The 17,102-nt window shown below is 34.6% G+C and carries 12 protein-coding genes and 2 tRNA genes; 4 read left to right on the top strand and 10 right to left on the bottom strand.

Going from position 1 to position 17,102, the window contains the following annotated elements; genetic code table 11:
- Positions 1 to 218: 218 nt before the first annotated feature.
- The 8 genes from arsJ to arsB form a co-directional block, all read right to left on the bottom strand.
- Positions 219 to 1,475, bottom strand: a complete 1,257-nt coding sequence (gene arsJ / locus F6K23_RS11735; protein ID WP_293155026.1) for an organoarsenical effux MFS transporter ArsJ — start codon at positions 1,473 to 1,475, stop codon at positions 219 to 221.
- Positions 1,476 to 1,516: 41 nt separating this feature from the next.
- Positions 1,517 to 1,687, bottom strand: a complete 171-nt coding sequence (locus tag F6K23_RS11730; RefSeq protein WP_293155023.1) for a PIN domain-containing protein — start codon at positions 1,685 to 1,687, stop codon at positions 1,517 to 1,519.
- A gap of 13 nt (positions 1,688 to 1,700) precedes the next feature.
- Positions 1,701 to 1,898 (bottom strand): hypothetical protein, encoded by a 198-nt coding sequence (locus F6K23_RS11725; RefSeq protein WP_293155020.1) that lies wholly within the window; start codon positions 1,896 to 1,898, stop codon positions 1,701 to 1,703.
- Positions 1,898 to 2,095 carry a hypothetical protein gene (locus tag F6K23_RS11720; protein ID WP_293155017.1) on the bottom strand — a complete coding sequence of 66 codons (198 nt, stop codon included), beginning with the start codon at positions 2,093 to 2,095 and terminating at the stop codon, positions 1,898 to 1,900. Before F6K23_RS11720 ends, F6K23_RS11725 begins: the two co-directional genes overlap by 1 nt.
- 696 nt (positions 2,096 to 2,791) lie before the next feature.
- Entirely contained in the window at positions 2,792 to 3,799 is a 1,008-nt protein-coding gene (locus F6K23_RS11715; RefSeq protein ID WP_293155014.1) for an ArsJ-associated glyceraldehyde-3-phosphate dehydrogenase, read from the bottom strand.
- A 252-nt stretch (positions 3,800 to 4,051) separates the two neighbouring features.
- Entirely contained in the window at positions 4,052 to 4,501 is a 450-nt protein-coding gene (locus F6K23_RS11710) for a dual specificity protein phosphatase family protein (RefSeq protein ID WP_293155011.1), read from the bottom strand.
- Positions 4,502 to 4,503: 2 nt separating this feature from the next.
- Entirely contained in the window at positions 4,504 to 5,127 is a 624-nt protein-coding gene (gene arsH / locus F6K23_RS11705) for an arsenical resistance protein ArsH (protein ID WP_293155008.1), read from the bottom strand.
- Between the two features lie 412 nt (positions 5,128 to 5,539).
- A complete protein-coding gene (gene arsB, locus F6K23_RS11700; RefSeq protein WP_293155005.1) occupies positions 5,540 to 6,703 on the bottom strand; it encodes an ACR3 family arsenite efflux transporter in 1,164 nt (387 codons plus the stop codon).
- 976 nt (positions 6,704 to 7,679) lie between these two features.
- Here arsB and F6K23_RS11695 point away from each other — a divergent pair.
- A tRNA-Val gene (locus F6K23_RS11695) sits at positions 7,680 to 7,753 on the top strand.
- Positions 7,754 to 8,597: 844 nt separating this feature from the next.
- Positions 8,598 to 8,670: transfer RNA gene (locus F6K23_RS11690), tRNA-Ala, on the top strand.
- Between the two features lie 1,158 nt (positions 8,671 to 9,828).
- On the opposite strand, the gene F6K23_RS11685 is transcribed toward F6K23_RS11690, so the two are convergent.
- The gene (locus F6K23_RS11685) at positions 9,829 to 10,497 is read right to left on the bottom strand and encodes a hypothetical protein (protein ID WP_293155002.1); all 669 of its coding nucleotides are present in this window, start codon (positions 10,495 to 10,497) and stop codon (positions 9,829 to 9,831) included.
- 664 nt (positions 10,498 to 11,161) lie between these two features.
- Between F6K23_RS11685 and F6K23_RS11680 the strand changes: the two genes are divergently transcribed.
- Positions 11,162 to 11,794, top strand: coding sequence for a VWA domain-containing protein (locus F6K23_RS11680; RefSeq protein ID WP_293154999.1), 633 nt, complete (start codon positions 11,162 to 11,164; stop codon positions 11,792 to 11,794).
- A gap of 732 nt (positions 11,795 to 12,526) precedes the next feature.
- Here the strand turns inward: F6K23_RS11680 and F6K23_RS11675 are convergent.
- Complete coding sequence (locus tag F6K23_RS11675; protein ID WP_293154996.1) at positions 12,527 to 13,033, bottom strand: hypothetical protein; 507 nt, start codon at positions 13,031 to 13,033, stop codon at positions 12,527 to 12,529.
- A 1,174-nt stretch (positions 13,034 to 14,207) separates the two neighbouring features.
- Between F6K23_RS11675 and F6K23_RS11670 the strand changes: the two genes are divergently transcribed.
- Entirely contained in the window at positions 14,208 to 15,863 is a 1,656-nt protein-coding gene (locus F6K23_RS11670) for an ABC transporter substrate-binding protein (RefSeq protein ID WP_293154994.1), read from the top strand.
- Positions 15,864 to 17,102 lie beyond the last annotated feature (1,239 nt).

Genomic DNA, 17,102 nt, shown 5'->3' with positions numbered 1-17,102 from the left:
CGATAGGAAGCAATCTCAGGGGTGTCACGAGATTGCTTTCTTCCACTCCGTTCCAGTCGCAATGACTTACTTGGGTATAGTAGTTATCCGGATTTGATATAATAACCCAACACAAAACCATTCAAATTGGAATTTGGTTAGGTTTCACTATCATTCTACTCAACCTACTTGACTGCATAAGTCCTGCTGATAACTGATAACTGATAACTGATAACTGATTAATCTCCCCCACCAGCTTTCCAAGCAATAGCTTGACTCGGTTGAGGATCGGGTAACTTCAAAGAAATTAAACCTGCTGCTAACACAAACGACATCGATACCCACAGACACCCAACTAAACCAAATATCTGATAAACCAACCCAGATAAAACCGTACCTGCAAGACGACCACCAGAATTAGCCATATAATAGAAGCCAACATTTAAAGCCACTTTTTCATCATCAGTAAATGCTAATACCAGGTAGGAATGAACCGCAGAGTTAAAAGCAAACACTATGCCAAATAGCATCAAACCACTAACAATTACCAAATTAGCAGGTAAACCTAATTGTAGCGCCAGAGCGATCGCTCCAGGAATACCAGTCAAGGTAAATGTCCAAAATTGGATAGTTTTCGATTGTGGTGGCTCGCCAGAACCAAATTTCTGGATCAGAGTCGGTGCTAAAGATTGAATAATACCATAACCAATCACCCAACAAGCCATAAATCCACCAACTTGATAAAACGACCAACCCAAAGTACCTTCCAGGAAAACAGGTAATCCTACCACAAACCAGACATCTCGCGAACCAAATAAAAAGAAGCGAGCAGCAGAAAGAATATTAATTTCCTCACTTTTAGAAAAAAGTTCTTTAAAGTTCACTTTCTGCTTAATTTTGCCCATGTCTTCTGGCAACATTATGCTGGTGAACAGAATTAAAAATAATCCGCCTGCCATTATCCACAGAGCATTGACAAATCCAAATAATGTCAGTAGCGCACTACCGACAAAAAAACCAACTCCTTTCAGAGCATTCTTGGAACCAGTTAATACTGCCACCCACTTAAATAGAGATGATTCAGCATCTTCAGGCACAACTAACTTAATCGCACTTTTAGAACTCATTTTCGTTAAGTCTTTTGCTATTCCCGAAAATGCTTGTGCTACCATCACATAAGATACAGCCAACCATTGTGCCCAATTTGGGTTTACCCATGAAAGCATTATTAAGGCGAAAACCTGCAGAGCAAGACCGCTGTAAAGAGTTACTCTTAATCCAAATTGAGAACCGATCCAACCGCCGAAAAAGTTAGTAAAGATGCCAAAAACTTCATAAAATAAGAACAAAAAGGCTATTTCTAGGGGAGAGTAACCAATTTTGTAGAAGTAGAGTAGCACTAACATTCGCAGAGCACCATCAGTAATGGTGAAACCCCAGTAAGCAAGGGTGACTAGGGCATAATTTTTTATACTAGAACTTGTGGTAGAAGCCATGATTTTTATTACTTTAAACTATTGTAACCAATTTTCTCAAGTTAAACTTCAATTCTTAACATATCTGAATCATTAGAAACTAACACCAGATTGTGATGAATTGCTGTAGCTGCAATCACAATATCAGGAACTTGTATGGGTGTTCCTTTTTGCCTTAAATTTGCATAAATGCCAGAGGCAATATTAATTATCTCTATCTTGTCTAAAAACAAAATATTGATATCATTATTTACACAAATCATCCAAAATAGCTAACTTTTTTTGGGAATTAATTGCTAATAAACCTCCCTTACTTTCAAAATAGGTAATACAACTGATAAAGAGTTTTTCTCTTCTATAATTAACATCATCAAGGCGAACCAATAGTCTAGAATCTTGTTTAATAAGAGGAGTTAGAATATTTGGATCTAATAAATATGTCATTACTGCATTTTCCTCAAATCTCGCATTGCTGCATCAAAATCTTCTATTTCTTTAGGTGTTAAATCACTCAGTAATCTAAATAATACTTGTCCTCCCAATATACGTCTGATTCTATCACTAAGTATTTCTTCAGTCATTTCTTGTAATTCTTTTAGAGAACAATTTCTCAGAAAAGTATCGAATATATTGCGTTTCATCTCTTTCTAAATTTTCAAACAAATTATCAGTAGCAAGGCAATTCTCTATAATTGGAATTGCTCTGTGCTTAAAAATATCTTTCATCGTCATAGAAACTTCAGCCATATTTTTATCCTTTTTATCCTATTTATTTAACTTATTGTCATACCATTTTGATAAATGTTTGCTACAAATAGCTAGGGTATTTCTTAGAATTTCCTACGGAATGCTCCGCAAACAGCAATTCTGCAATTCAGAAGTCGTATGGGAATAGATTTAATACCTGTTTTTAGGTCGGAAATTCTCTTTTTTGTCAAAGGGACAGCTTCTGTAAAGTATTTTTATCGCTCTTATTATTCGTAACATTCTGTTTTCAAATTGGTATCAGTTATCAGTCATAAGTTATTACTCATTAGATCATTATTACACTAAACCAGTAATTATATAAAATCTGGGTAACTACTATATCCAAGTCATTGCGACTGGAATGGAGTGGAAGAAAGCAATCTCCTTAACTTCTGAAATTGCTTCCTATCGTCGCAATGACAACTGTTCACTAGATTCTATATTAGTCTCTAAGGAGAATTACTGAGAACTGATATAGTTATTCTGAATAAGAATGGGGCACTTTTTCAGCTCAAAGCCTTTCACAGCAAGAAAAACTCGTCTCAATCTAAACCAGAATGACTATAACTGATAACTGATAACTGAAATGCCTATTTCAAACTCAGAGCAACTTTTCGAGCTAACTCTACCATACGATTAGCATAACCCCATTCATTATCATACCAAGCCAAAATTTTCACTTGAGTCTCATCTACTACCATTGTTGAAAGAGCATCAATAATAGAAGACCGGGGGTCATCTTTATAATCAATAGAAACTAAAGGACGTTCTTCATAACCTAAAATTCCTTTCAGTGGTTCTTGTTCAGATGCAGCTTTCAATAAACTGTTAATTTCTGCTACTGTGGTAGGACGAACCACCTCAAATACACAGTCTGTCAAAGAAGCATTTAACAAAGGAACCCGCACCGCTAAACCATTCAACTTACCCTTAAGTTCTGGGTAAATTAATGTTATCGCTGTTGCCGAACCAGTTGTAGTCGGAATCAGTGAAAGACTTGTAGCTCTGGCACGACGCAAATCTTTATGAGGTGCATCAACAATAACTTGAGTATTAGTATTGTCATGGATAGTAGTAATAACTCCATGTTTAATTCCCAATCCTTCGTGAATCACCTTTACCACTGGAGCTAAACAGTTGGTAGTACAAGAAGCTGCCGTGAGTAAGTGATGTTTTTCAGGTTCATAGAGATTATCGTTAACACCCATGACTACATTTAAAGCTTCTTCTTTAACTGGTGCTGCCACAATTACCTTTTTGACACCATGCTGAAAGTAAGGTTCGAGAGTGGTTTTAGTCCTAAACTTGCCAGAACATTCCAAGACAAGATCGACACCAAAATTTTCCCAAGGCACCTCACCTGGTTGAGAATATTCACTGAAACTAAGAGGTTTACCATCAATTATTACCTGTTCGCCTGTTGCTTCTACTTCCGGCGACCACCTGCCATGTACAGAATCAAACTTAAGTAAATGTGCTGCTGCTGCCGTACCTCCTTTAATTTCATTAATGTGAACGAACTCTAGTTCTGGCCATTCCCAAGCTGCACGCAGTGCCAACCTTCCCATGCGACCAAATCCATTTATTCCGATACGCATTGCTATATTTTTCCTCCTTTAAATTTTCGATAGTTTTACATAGCAATAGTGAATAGCATAGTACGGGAAGAAGATGCTCCCACTGTAGTTTCTCATAATAAAAATAATTACAAAGCACTACCATTACAATGCACCAACACCAAATTTTCTTTTTTCTTAACTAGCTCAGGACTTAAGCAAATTATTAGATAATACACTATCTGTAGGAGCAAATGGCGTTATAGTATCCAGCTTTTTAACCTCTTAAACAAGTTAATTTTTTGCCAAAGTCTGTAAAAAGCTACTTTGAGATTCCCGTAAATCAATTTCTGGATTTGCAGTTGAAATAATTTCCATTGCCTCATCATAAGATGAACCAGAAATAATCAAATACCCCGCAAGAGCAGTAGCTGTTCGTCTTTTGCCATTGCTGCAATGAATTATAACACCATTGTTTTGACTATCAATAAAATCCTGTAGTTGTTTAATTTGTTCCCGACTTGGTGCAGTTCCTCCTTTGGTAGGCAACCACAAGTAAGGTAAGTTTGCTTGTTTGTATAGCTCTAAGTTAGAAGGGTCATCCATCAAAGAGACTATTGCACCGATACCTAGTTTCTGTAATTCTGGTAACTCTTCTTCAGTTGGTTTGCGAACTCCTGCTAGTTTATCTGGAATCACCCACCACAAGTTTTCTGTTATTGGTTGATTCGTTTCTTGTTCCATTGTTAGTTTTTCCTGTTGTTCTCCAAACTTTTACGTTCGCTATAGCGGTCTGTTAAATAATCAATCTTATTTCGTAATAGTAATGTAAATTTGTACAATTCCTCCATAACATCAACAACGCGATCGCGATAAGCTGAATCTTTCATAGTTCCATCTTCATTAAATTCCTGATAAGCTTTCGCTACAGAAGACTGATTCGGAATAGTAAACATTCGCATCCATCTGCCCAAAATTCGTAGACTATTAACTGCATTAAAAGACTGAGAACCCCCACTCACTTGCATAACTGCCAAAGTTTTTCCTTGAGTTGGACGCACTGAACCAATACTTAAAGGAATCCAGTCAATTTGATTTTTGAGAATACCTGTAATATTACCGTGCATTTCTGGCGATGTCCAGACTTGCCCTTCAGACCATTGACTTAATCCTAGCAACTCTTGAACTTTTGGATGAGAATCTTCTACTCGTCCTCGTAAAGGTAGATCGTGGGGATGAAAAAATTTCACTTCCGCCCCCATTTCTGTAATTATCCGAGCAGCTTCTTCTGCTAACAAACGACTGTAGGAACGTTCGCGCAGAGACCCGTATAGGAATAAAATTCTTGGAGGATGGTCAAAATTTGTCATTTCTGAATTCTGTTATCAAAGTGTATGCTTTATTTAGGTGGTAGGTTTTAGGTTTTAGGTGGTAGGTTGTCAAGAACAAATTTTAAATTAGCAGTTTCAATTTATTCATAAACAGGACTTACCCATGAGGTACGACAAACTAGGATTTGAGACTGTTTTCCGTAGGGATGTCATTTCAGTTATCAGTTATCAGTACCTCCTACTTCAGTAGGAGGCTTGAAATACTGAATTAATTTTTTTTCATCTCCTTGAAAGGGGAGGTTTGAGACCTTATTTATTGGTCACAAATAGTTTCGCTTCTTTAAATGTCAAATAATTGCCCGAAACTATAGTCTTATCAAAGTTTTTAGTAGATAAAATCTGACTTCTGACTTGTGACTTCTGAATTCTAACTTCAGTGAAACGTTCTCCCCTACTCCCCTACCAATGGAGTCGCATAACAACGGGGGTCAATTAATGTTGCCTTTTCTGGTTCGCGAGGGAACCAAAAAGCTGTACGTTTACAAAATTCTACCAACATCAACATTACTGGTACTTCTATTAATACTCCCACTACTGTTGCTAAAGCTGCCCCAGAATTCAAACCAAATAGAGTAACTGAAGTGGCGATCGCTACTTCAAAATGATTACTAGCTCCAATTAAAGCAGCAGGAGCAGCATCTTCATAATGTAATTTCATTTTCAGAGCTGCTACATAAGTAATCAAGAAAATAAAATTAGTCTGGAGAAATAGTGGTACTGCTATCAACAAAATATGAAAAGGATTTTCTACAATTAATTCTCCCTTAAAAGCAAACAATAAAACTAAAGTTATCAACAAAGCAGCAGTAGAAACTGGATTTAAATATTTGAGAAACTTACGCTCAAACCATGCTTTTCCTTTATTTTTGAAAATCCAGTAACGACTATACATTCCAGCAGCTAGAGGTAAACCCACATAAATTAGCACCGATAAAACAATAGTTTCCCAAGGCACAGTTAAATTATTAGCTGACAGTAACCACCGTCCGAGTGGAGCATACAAAAACAACATTGTCAAGGAATTAATCGCCACCATTACTAATGTATGTCCCTGGTTGCTGTAGGAAAGGTAACCCCACATTAATACCATTGCCGTACAGGGTGCGATACCAAGTAATATTGTTCCAGCAATGTAGGAGTCTGCCAAAGCTACTTCTGTACCCCGCAATATTTCTGTACCTGTTAATAGTGGACGGAATAGCCAACCGAGGAAAATTTGCGCAAATGCTACCATGGTAAAGGGTTTAATTACCCAGTTGACGATTAATGTTAAGATTACAGGTTTGGGAGTGCGAGCTGCATTTCTGGTTTGGGTAAAGTCTATTTTTACCATGATGGGATACATCATAAAAAATAAACAGATAGCAATGGGTATGGATACTTGATAAATACTCATAGCATCTAATGCACTGGCAACACCAGGAAATATTTTCCCTAGTGCAATACCTGTGAGGATACACAACGCTACCCAAACGGTAAGATATTTTTCAAAGAAGCTAAGTTGACCCCCTGCTTGCACCGCAGATGTGTTTACTTGTGATGAATTTGTACTCATAATTTGTATGATGAATATTCTGTTCGTTTTGTGAGAACTTTGTCAATATTTAGGTTGAATAAGATTGCATTTACTGCCATATCTGGTTTATCGGTGGTGTTGAATTTTTGGCAAGTTTTTTAATAATAGGGTAGACTGCTGATGCTACAGACACTAAACATTACTCTCACTCCAATGATGATTATCTTGCTTATTGAAATCTCTCAGCAGTATTTTTACAGTTTTGTTCATATTTTTTATATCTGTACATTTCAAAAAAAATTGATATTTTAGATAAGGCTAGTGCCGCTACGCGGAAGTCACCAAGTCAGAAGTCAGAAGTCAGAAGTATTGATTGGTAAGGCTTTTAGGATTTTGTAACTGGTCAGTTATTTCCGCCATTCTGCACTAGTATAGCGAAAAAAGTAGAGTTAAGAACAGACGGCAGTCCCCTCTAAAATCAGAAAATCTCCCCACAGCGTAGGTTACAGTCGGGTAGTTCAGTATCTACTACAATACCCCTGCTAGGTTCAACAATTAATAATAGGTTTGTTGTGCCATGCAGTGTTATTTTTACCTTATTCGGTTTCTTTGTGCAACAAAGCCATTATTAATTATTAATTATTAATTATTAATTATTAATTATTAATTATTAATTATTAATTACCTCTACTTGAAAAAAAGAGGATTGACTAATCATGAAAAAATTTTCTTCACAGGAGTCGATTGGATATTGCGAGGAGACCAGCTCTTGACAGAGCCGCTTTCCTGGCGGAATGCTATCGCAAACCCTAACGCCATCCCACCCAACGGGTGCGCTCCGAAGATCGACCGCTTGTTTCTCCTGGAAAGGAGAGGCTTTAAACCTTAATTATTCGGTCAAAGGCATATTTATAATATATACTTATTTATTTATAGATCAAAAATAGTTATTGTTTATATGTTTCTCATAAAATTTAGACTTTTGCTCTAGAATTGGTATACTAAAATATAGTTTGGACGTATAGCTCAGTTGGTTAGAGCACTACCTTGACATGGTAGGGGTCACAGGTTCGAGTCCTGTTACGTCCATTTTTCTGCGGACCTTGTTGATTAGAAGGTTATGCTGAAAAAATTATAGCGTTAGCGGAGCTTTGCGTCAGCAATCTCCTAAATTGGTATGCGCTATATATAGTGTCTTTGGGTAAGTCCTGTTAATAATATATCCATTGTTTTGTTAATATATTCGATACTAAAGAAGTAAAAATGATCAAGATAACTCATGCTTAACGCAGACAGAGAGAAGATTTCATCTCTTTAGTCACAATCTCAAGAAGTGTAAAAATTAATTCCTTTTCTAGTTAAATATAGCGAAACTATTACAGGTGCATTACTAGATTTGATAATCCCTGGCAATTTCCTGAAAATAGTGTTATGATAGAAGTTGGAAAATAACTGACAACTGAGTATCGCGTTATTTCGATCCCGACGCGTGAGTCATCCCGAATGGTTGCCAAGTCTTGAAAAAGAAAGCGCAAAATAAATACTCATGTGAGTTAGCCATAAATAAGTCAAAAAATAGCGCTTTGGGGATTTTCCTCGAAGCATTGCGAGATACCGCCTGCGTTGATGGTTTTGCCGTCACGTTGCTATGAACGGTTTTCCCGACTTTGGCCGGGAATTGCCGGGCTTGATGTATCTGGTCATCTAGAGGTACAACCCAAGATATGCAAATGTCATACAAATACCACTAGACATTATTAATTTGCCAATTGCTAATTTTTATACGACAACAATATCAAATATTATTATATACAAGTTAATTTAAAATAAGTATTATTGATAAGGTATCTGTAAAATCTAGAAGTTCTGGTATAGTTAGAGTACTAATTGGAAAAAACAGTTAGTTGAGAAAAGGCTAAAATATTCGCAATTAGGGGTTATAGCTCAGTTGGTAGAGCACCTCAATGGCATTGAGGGGGCCAGCGGTTCGAGTCCGCTTAACTCCATGTTAATATTAAATTTTTCTGTACAACTATCTTCTGAGAGTTCTGTAGTAATAACTCTAAAGATAAGAATATTGCAGGTTTCCGGTATTTACTATTTTTTTGAAAGTAATTCTTCAGACTCAAACTACTTAGCTTAAGTAGACCAGGCTAAAAAAAAGACGTTGCATTTTTAATCAAAAAAACCCTAAAGGCAATGAATATAAACTTTTGAGCTAATTTACAATTTTCGGTAGTGCAGAGCGCAAAGTGTGGGATAAGTAATTAGGTCGTTCCAACTCCAAGGAGCGATACAGAGTAACGCAACGCTGGGCGAACGCCAACTCAGCTCTTTGTGCAGCAGTATAATCTTGTGCGACGGGCGAACCCAAATTCAATGGAAGTACGCGTACGCTAACCTAACCGTTATCTTTGTATTCATTATTCATTATTCATTATTCATTGTTGAATGGTTTTTCCGTGTTTATGGGGTTTATGATCACCAGACAGAGGACATTCCATAATTATTTCCACGATTTAGGGACTATATTCATCAAATCATTCCCACACTTTGCGCTCTGCACTACCTAATTTGATACATAGCGCCCAAAATTTACCGAAAAATTGTGGTTTAAAGCCTCCCCTTTTAAGGGGATAAAAAGAAAAATTTTCCTTCAGCGTCAATCCTCTCCTTTAAAGGAAGAGGTAATTATTAATTATTAATTGTTGAACATGTTCTACTTAGATCTGAAATTCAACTTTAAATAATAGCAGCTTCGAGTTTACTTTTTTACCGTTATCAATGGTTTGAACAATTCTTGTTTGTATCGGCTGAAACTAGGTAAATTAATCATAAACTACTCCTGATAGAGTAAGTCTGTTGAAACAAGAATATCTAAATACTTCAGATATTTCCTTTTTGTTCAAATTAAAACTTCAGTTCTTAAAACTATATCATTTTTAAGATAGACTAAAGTCTGTTTGAAGGTTTTCCTTCACTTACTAAAGCTAACTATAGTTGTCTATAGATTTTCATAATACCAAACTTAGCTATTGCTCCACAATTGTCAAATATTTCATTTGATGTAGCAAAACGTAGTGGAACACAATCTATTTATGGAATTTCCATTTCTCCTTTTTAAAGTATTTGGTAATTATATAGGCGATTTATGAGAACTATATTTAATTTTTTGGTTCTACTCTGATTAATTTACCCTTATTATCTGTACGATAAGACCAGGTCTCATTACCATCAGACAAGATAATATACCAACCTTCTACTAATCTTTGCCCACAAAGTTCATCACTATTTGCAAGTCCCAAACAAGTATTAGGCCAAGTTTCTTGACTGACTTGAGTGACTTTGATATTTTCAGGCAAAATACCCGTTTGATTACTTAAATCTTCGCGAACAGCATCAACTATATTATTAGGTATTATTTCGTGATTATCGGCAATTTTTTCCACTTTATCTAGGGTAGGTTTACTGATTTTTTTTAGACCATCAAAATTTTGACTAATGGAAGGTTTGCTAACAGCAAGTATCTGATTGATAGATTTATTTTTTAGAAAAAAGGGTTGAGAACTTTCTGTCTGATAGTCGATTTTAGTCTCTGTTGCAGACTTGATAAGGTTGGCAAATTTATTAGCTGTAGAATGAGTTTTGGTATTTGTTTCTAATTGTTGAGATTGAAGCACTTTTACAGCAGCAATTGCTGTTTCAGTAAGATTGGGATATGCTTCCGCAGCTAATATTCCAGTCAAAATTAATGCTAGTAAAAAAGGATGAGGTGATTTCTTATCAACTCGCTCATTTGGATTTGGTTTATGATTTTTAGAGTTTAATTTCATGGTTAATACGCATTTATTATTGCTAGGTTTACTTGTGATTATTAGTAGGGAAACCAGTCACTTTAGAACTATGACTAGAACTACAGGATCAAATAAAAGTGTAAGTTTTAATTTTATTCTGCTACTTGGCTACATATAACAGCAGAATTGCAAAATTTAGTATTAGTTAAACTTAATTTGTCTATCTCTAATTAATCTATCATAACTAAAATGGACTTGATTTGTACCATTTTGTCTGATTAGTTACAGATAATACAAATTTATAGTATTTAACTAAAATAGACTTACAAAAAACTCAGTTAGTTCCGCAATAATTCGTCATAAAAGCTCTAAAAACAACTATTACTTTATTTCAATTTAATTGGGTGTTTTTCCGGAGAAGAGACATTTTCCTAGAGCTGATGTCAATGAAAGTTTGCTTCTATCTAAATTTTCTGCTTAATTAAAAATATATGCAACTACCAACAAGATGATATAATGTTGAACTATTGAAATTGTAAATTTTTACTGGAAAATCAAAATTCTAACTATAATCTCATCATAACTTAGAAGTTTCTACAGATGGATAAAAACATTTTCCGCAGACAGTAGAAAATTAAGTCAGCACAAACAAATTTTGGTGCTATTAACAATTTAGTAAGAGAAGATAATGGAGACCAATATTATGGACCCGTTACTTGAAGGTGGTGCTGCTATACAACAGCGTGATTACACCTTAATCATCGATAAAAGCAAAGATATGTATCTATCTGACTCTGCCATAGGCAAAAGTCCTTGGGAACTAATGCAAGAGTCGGTAATCAAATTAGCAAGTGAATGTGAGAAGCTAGATTTAGATGGACTAACAGTTTACCTATTTTCAGATTATTTTAAACGATATGACCAGGTGACATCCACCGACTTAGCTCATATCTTCCTGGAAAATCAACCTTCGGGCAAAACTAATTTAGCAGATGCTCTTAAGGATGCTATTGATAATTATTTTGAGCGACGTGCTTTAAATACAGCAAAGCCAAATGGGGAAACTATCTTAGTTGTTACGGTAGGTGAGATAGAAGACCCTGAGCGAGTCAAGGATATTATAATTTTTGCGGCTAATAATTTGCAACAAGATGAAGAATTGGGTATTTCACTTATTCAGGTAGGAAATAAGCCTGAAGTAACAAAGTTTTTTCAATTATTAGATAATGAATTACAAACAATAGGTGCCAGGTTTGATATTTGTAATACTGTGACTATTGATGATTTGGAAAAGATGAATTTAACTGATGTTTTAATTAATGCTATCTTTGGCTAAGATAATTTGTATAGCAGGGAATGGGGAATAGGAAATAGGTAATAGGTAATAGGCGACAGGCAACAGGCAACAGGCAACAGTGGAAAAAATATTTCCCTGTCTAAGGTTTATTATCAGTCTATATCCTAACCAACTCATTCTTTGCTATAGCAATTCAAATTTAGCGATTTTGTCAAAGAGACATCTTTTTTAAAGTCTTTGAATCACAGTGATTATTCAAACACATTCTTTTTTTTAAATGGTTTCAATAATTTAGAATTAAGAATTGAGAATTTAGAATTACCTCTCCTTGAAAAGAATTGAAAAGAAGAGGATTGGGTTAAAAGAAATTTTTTTCTTCTCTTGATCGATTGGATATGGCGAGGATACCTCGCCATCCCATCCTATGGAATGCTTTCCTTAAGGAATGCTATCGCAAACGCAAACGATCGCTTTTTTCTCCATGAATGGAGAGGCTTTATACCTTAATTTTTCGGTAAAAAGATAATTTAAGACTTTAGGGAACAGGGAAAAATGAAAAAATTTACCAAGTTTTTAGTATGGTAAAAAATGATAATCCAGCTTCATAACTCATCTGGAAATCTCATATCTTCATCCCTTGCTCATTAATTATGTCTGATTCAGCAATTGAGCATCTTGAAATTTATCTTTTTCTTTTGGGTTTAATATTCCACCCTTTGCACGATATTTACAATTGGTTTGTGTTTGAGTCCCAATCCACTTTTTCATTCTTCAACTAGAAGAATTTTGTGTTGAAATTCTAAACCATAAATACCGTCCTACTGCTTTTAAATATAACCTGACTGGAAACTGATAATAATCAATGAAAATATTAACGATAATTAGCAAATGAAATAGAAAAGTTAAACCAGTCCAAACTTTCGGTAACCAACACAAAGGAGTACCAGGTATTGGAGGATAAAAGTAAGCCGTTAATCCTATTAATGTTGTTGGTAATATTACAAATGCAACTGCTAATAACTTAATTACCCAACTCAATTCGGCATTAGGATAATCGACTTTCCAATTTCTACCATTCCACTGCCAACTTAAAGGAGAAGAACTATCCGCTATTTTCAATGATTGCTTTACCAAATCCGCAGTAAAAATATGGTTACAGAAGTTACAAGCAAAAGCATCCATTAAAACCATTGCTGATATCTGGCCATGATAACATACAGGACAAGTATAAACTTCTTCTACACTCAAATTTTTATTGATATTTTGAGAATCACACATAGAATTTGCCAGTAAAAACTATATGGTATCGCAATTTTAAACATGAACCTCTAAACTTATCCATAGTCTGTGATAATTCTTAATTTTTTTCTAAATTAGATAAGAATTAACATCAGCAAAACTATGGTGTTCATTGATAAATAGAGTGATATTATTTCAGTTGTAAAATATTTTAGAATTTTAGGGTATATAAATAATAGAGAAATAATCAAATTATCACAAATGATTGAGGGTTGCTATATCCTATGTATAGATAAATTATTATTAGAAGTTGTGACAAATACTCTCAAGAAATTTTCATGGTAGTCATCAAATCTAGTAAGAATAATTTTATGTATAGCAATGAGCGCTGGTATATTTACAAATTGCAGGAGGGGCTAAATAGCTAAAATCTTATATTATCGTTTTTTTATTCCCCTCCTGGGAGGGGGAGGGGCGAGGGGTGGGTTCCCTGTTGCCTTCCGGAGCTGTTGCCTTCCGGAGCTGCGCACAGCGCTATAAATGTCAATTTTACCGAATAATTAAGGTTTAAAGTCTCTCCTTATAAAGGAGAAAAAAATTCCTTAAGCGTCAATCCTCTCCTTGAAAAGAAGAAGTAATTGTTGATTATAGCGTTTCCCAGGCTAATGAGGTACACCTATCTTTATTTCTATTATGTTCTCTATTCTCTCCATACCTGTTCCCAGATCCGGTGTTCCCTGTTCCCTAAAAGCTAAAATTTTGTACCTTACCAGTATGGGAATTGCTATATTAATTATTAATTATTAATTATTAATTGTTGAACTATCTATCAGCTTGGGTTGAAATATCCTAATTCTACAAGCAAGACAATTGAAGAAGGGTTGAAATACCTTTTTAAATTGCATTTATCTTAGTTTTATCTGAATTATAGCTGCTGAATTGCTGTTTGCGGAGCATTCCGGAACGGAAAAGCTTTTTAATATTTTGAGCTTGCACTAAACAAGTCATAATTTAGAAGCAATAGACATCTCCAATAATAAAAAATCAAATCAATTATCGTACAGAAATTATCAGTTATTTCTCCCTACTCCCTACTCCCTCTTTTCCAAAGATGTCTAACTATTTTAAATAATTTTCTGAGGAACTAAAATCTTGGTAGAATTTATCTCAGAAAAAATAAGAAGCTCCATTATGAGTGAGGTAAATAATTAAATTGGTCAAACATCAATTATTTAATTCTGTCAACCGTTCCCGACAGCTAATTATTCAATTTATTAGTTTGTTTTGTCTTTGCTGTTTCCTAGTTATTAGTTGTAGTCAACCACAGAATAATCCTAATAACACCTCTACTACAGAAATCAAAACAAATCGTATTACAATTGGTACAACTCTTAAACCTCGTACCGTAGACCCAGCAGATGCCTACGAAGTAATATCTGGTAACTTACTCTATAATTTGGGCGATCGCCTCTACGGTTACAAGTTAGGAACAACAGAACTTGTCCCTCAACTAGCCACAGAAATGCCAAAAATTAGCGAAGATGGCACAGAATATACAATTCCTCTTCGTCAGGGGGTAACATTCCATGACGGTACTCCCTTCAACAGCGAAGCAATGGCCTTTTCTTTAAAACGTTTTATTGAAAATGAAGGTCCACCTTCTTCTTTATTAGCAAATACAGTAGAGTCAGTAGAAGCTACGGGAGAATATCAGTTAACAATAAAGTTAAAAAAACCCTTTGCTGCTTTTACTCCTCTACTAGCATTTTCTGGTCTTTGTGCTGTTTCGCCTCAAGCATATACAACAGATGAAAATAAATTTAAACCCGATACATTTATTGGTACGGGACCATACAAATTAGCTGAGTACGGAACTGATGTTTTACGGTTAGATATATTTGAAAATTATTGGGGAGAAAAACCACAAAATAAAGGAGTTGACATTCAAATATTTTCTAGTTCAGCCAATTTATTTAATGCCTTTAAAACAGGTGCTATTGATGTAGCTTATTTATCTCTCGACACCGACCAAATTTATAACTTAGAACAAGAATCGGAACGTCAAGGTTGGCAAGTAATTTCTACAGATGGTAAGACAGTTAATTATATAGTTTTAAATCTTAATTCAGCACCATTAGATAACAAAGCAGTGAGACAAGCATTAGCAGCTATTGTTGACAGAAATTTGTTAAATAAACGAGTTTTACGAGGGCAATCAGAACCTATTTATAGTCTAATTCCCAATAAATTTGCAGGTTATAAACCAGTATTTCAAGAAAATTATGGAGATGGAAATTTTGACAAAGCTAAAGAGTTATTAAAAGAGGCAGGATATTCTCAAGATAATCCAGCAAAAATAGAAATTTGGTATGCATCTAATTCCACAAAAAGACAATTAGTCGCTAGTACACTCAAAGCATCTGTAGAAGAAAAAATAGACGGTTTAATGGAATTAGAATTAAATAGTGTAGAAGCAGCAACCGCCTTTAAAAATTTAGATAAAGGACTATATCAAACTTTTATGTTAGATTGGTACGGAGATTTTGTTGACGCTGATAACTATATCCAACCATTTTTAGAATGTACAAAAGGCTCAGAAGAAACAGGTTGCGAAGCAGGAGCTAGCCAATTTCAAGGATCATTTTATTATAGCGATCGTATCAATCAATTAATAGAGCAACAACGTCAAGAACAAAACCCAGAAAAGCGCCAAGGTATTTTCAGAGAAATTCAAGATTTATTAGGAGAAGATGTTCCTTTTATTCCATTGTGGTTAGATAAAGATTATGTATTTGCTCAGAAAAATATTAATGGAGTTAGTTTAGAACCGACTCAGCAATTTCCATTCTGGACAATTAATAAATCATAGAGATTCTGACTGGATTTGAGAAGGAAGTAAAGATTTAGAATTAGATACTATGATTTAATGATTGAGATTTTTGCTCGGAAAAGAATTTGAGTAATATCAAGTCTCATTAATTAGCCATAATAAAAATGCTATTCTGTTGAGAGAGAATATTTTTTCCGTTTGTCATGGAGAGCAAACAAATTTCCTCTTGTTCCCTACTCCTTACTCCCTAAATTTTTTTTATTGGGGTTATTTAGAGAGACATGATATAAGGGATCTATATAGATAGTTAGAGTTATAACTTTCAAGGGAGTTCAGAAGACATATTGGCAAGGTACAAGAGCTAAAATTCAGAATAAATCATTGAGGAATTAATAAATTAAGTAGACTTAAAACCTCTACTCTTAAGTAATTACTTCTAACCCCTGACTCCTGACTCCTTTTATTCCATTGTGGTTAGATAAAGACTATGTACTTGCTCAGAAAAATATTAATGGAGTAAATTTAGAACCGACTCATCAATTTCCTTTCTGGACAATTAATAAATCATAGAAATTCTGACTGGAATTGACAAGGAAGTAAAGATTGAGAATTAGATACTATGATTTAGTCAATTAGATTTTTGCTCGAAAAAGAATTTGAGTAAGAAATCTATGTAGATAGTTAGAGTTATAACTTTCAAGGGAGTTCAAAAGACATATTGGTAAGGTACAAGAGCTAAAATTCAGAATAAATCATTGAGGAATTAATAAATTAAGTAGACTTAAAACCTCTACTCTTAAGTAATTAGTTCTAACCCCTGACTCCTGACTCCTTTTATTCCATTGTGGTTAGATAAAGACTATGTACTTGCTCAGAAAAATATTAATGGAGTAAATTTAGAACCGACTCAGCAATTTCCTTTCTGGACAATTAATAAATCATAGAAATTCTGACTGGAATTGACAAGGAAGTAAAGATTGAGAATTAGATACTATGATTTAGTCAATTAGATTTTTGATCGAAAAAGAATTTGAGTAAGAAATCTATGTAGATAGTTAGAGTTATAACTTTCAAGGGAGTTCAAAAGACATATTGGTAAGGTACAAGAGCTAAAATTCAGAATAAATCATTGAGGAATTAATAAATTAAGTAGACTTAAAACCTCTACTCTTAAGTAATTAGTTCTAACCCCTGACTCCTGACTCCTTTTATTCCATTGTGGTTAGATAAAGACTATGTACTTGCTCAGAAAAATATTAATGGAGTAAATTTAGAACC

This window comes from Okeania sp. SIO2C9, from assembly GCF_010672455.1.
Lineage (GTDB): Bacteria > Cyanobacteriota > Cyanobacteriia > Cyanobacteriales > Microcoleaceae > Okeania.
This window is presented reverse-complemented; position numbering and strand designations above follow the sequence as displayed.

Excerpts from the sequence above, each read along its gene's own strand:
- arsJ (WP_293155026.1), bottom strand. The coding sequence starts at position 1,475 with ATGGCTTCTACCACAAGTTCTAGTATAAAAAATTATGCCCTAGTCACC.
- F6K23_RS11725 (WP_293155020.1), bottom strand. The coding sequence starts at position 1,898 with ATGACATATTTATTAGATCCAAATATTCTAACTCCTCTTATTAAACAA.
- F6K23_RS11720 (WP_293155017.1), bottom strand. The coding sequence starts at position 2,095 with ATGAAACGCAATATATTCGATACTTTTCTGAGAAATTGTTCTCTAAAA.
- F6K23_RS11715 (WP_293155014.1), bottom strand. The coding sequence starts at position 3,799 with ATGCGTATCGGAATAAATGGATTTGGTCGCATGGGAAGGTTGGCACTG.
- F6K23_RS11710 (WP_293155011.1), bottom strand. The coding sequence starts at position 4,501 with ATGGAACAAGAAACGAATCAACCAATAACAGAAAACTTGTGGTGGGTG.
- arsH (WP_293155008.1), bottom strand. The coding sequence starts at position 5,127 with ATGACAAATTTTGACCATCCTCCAAGAATTTTATTCCTATACGGGTCT.
- arsB (WP_293155005.1), bottom strand. The coding sequence starts at position 6,703 with ATGAGTACAAATTCATCACAAGTAAACACATCTGCGGTGCAAGCAGGG.
- F6K23_RS11685 (WP_293155002.1), bottom strand. The coding sequence starts at position 10,497 with ATGAAATTAAACTCTAAAAATCATAAACCAAATCCAAATGAGCGAGTT.
- F6K23_RS11680 (WP_293154999.1), top strand. The coding sequence starts at position 11,162 with ATGGACCCGTTACTTGAAGGTGGTGCTGCTATACAACAGCGTGATTAC.
- F6K23_RS11675 (WP_293154996.1), bottom strand. The coding sequence starts at position 13,033 with ATGTGTGATTCTCAAAATATCAATAAAAATTTGAGTGTAGAAGAAGTT.